Source organism: Ralstonia sp. ASV6 (assembly GCF_016429285.1).
Classification (GTDB): Bacteria; Pseudomonadota; Gammaproteobacteria; order Burkholderiales; family Burkholderiaceae; genus Ralstonia; species Ralstonia flaminis.
In genome coordinates this window covers 1-252 of sequence record NZ_JAELUI010000697.1, presented here as the reverse complement: position 1 = coordinate 252, position 252 = coordinate 1, and the positions used below count along the sequence as shown (strand labels likewise).

At 69.8% G+C, this 252-nt stretch carries 1 pseudogene; it reads left to right on the top strand.

Features of this window, described 5'->3' with window-relative positions:
• Positions 1 to 117: 117 nt before the first annotated feature.
• Positions 118 to 252, top strand: a pseudogene (locus JHD73_RS29690) (phospholipase D family protein); the annotation flags it as partial.

Here is a 252-nt window from a genome sequence, read left to right as displayed (position 1 = left end):
CCCCCCCCCCCCCCCCCCCCCCCCCCCCCCCCCCCCCCCCCCCCCCCCCCCCCTTTTTCAAGCAGAAGACGGCATACGCGATCAGGCGCCATGTCTCGTGGGCTCGGAGATGTGTATAAGAGACAGGTGCAGGCCTACCTGCTCTCGAACAAGGCGATCACGCGGGCGCTGCTGGCCGCGCATCAGCGTGGCGTGGATGTGCGCGTGCTGGCCGACCGTGAGCAGATGATGCGTTCGAACGGCAGCCGAGTC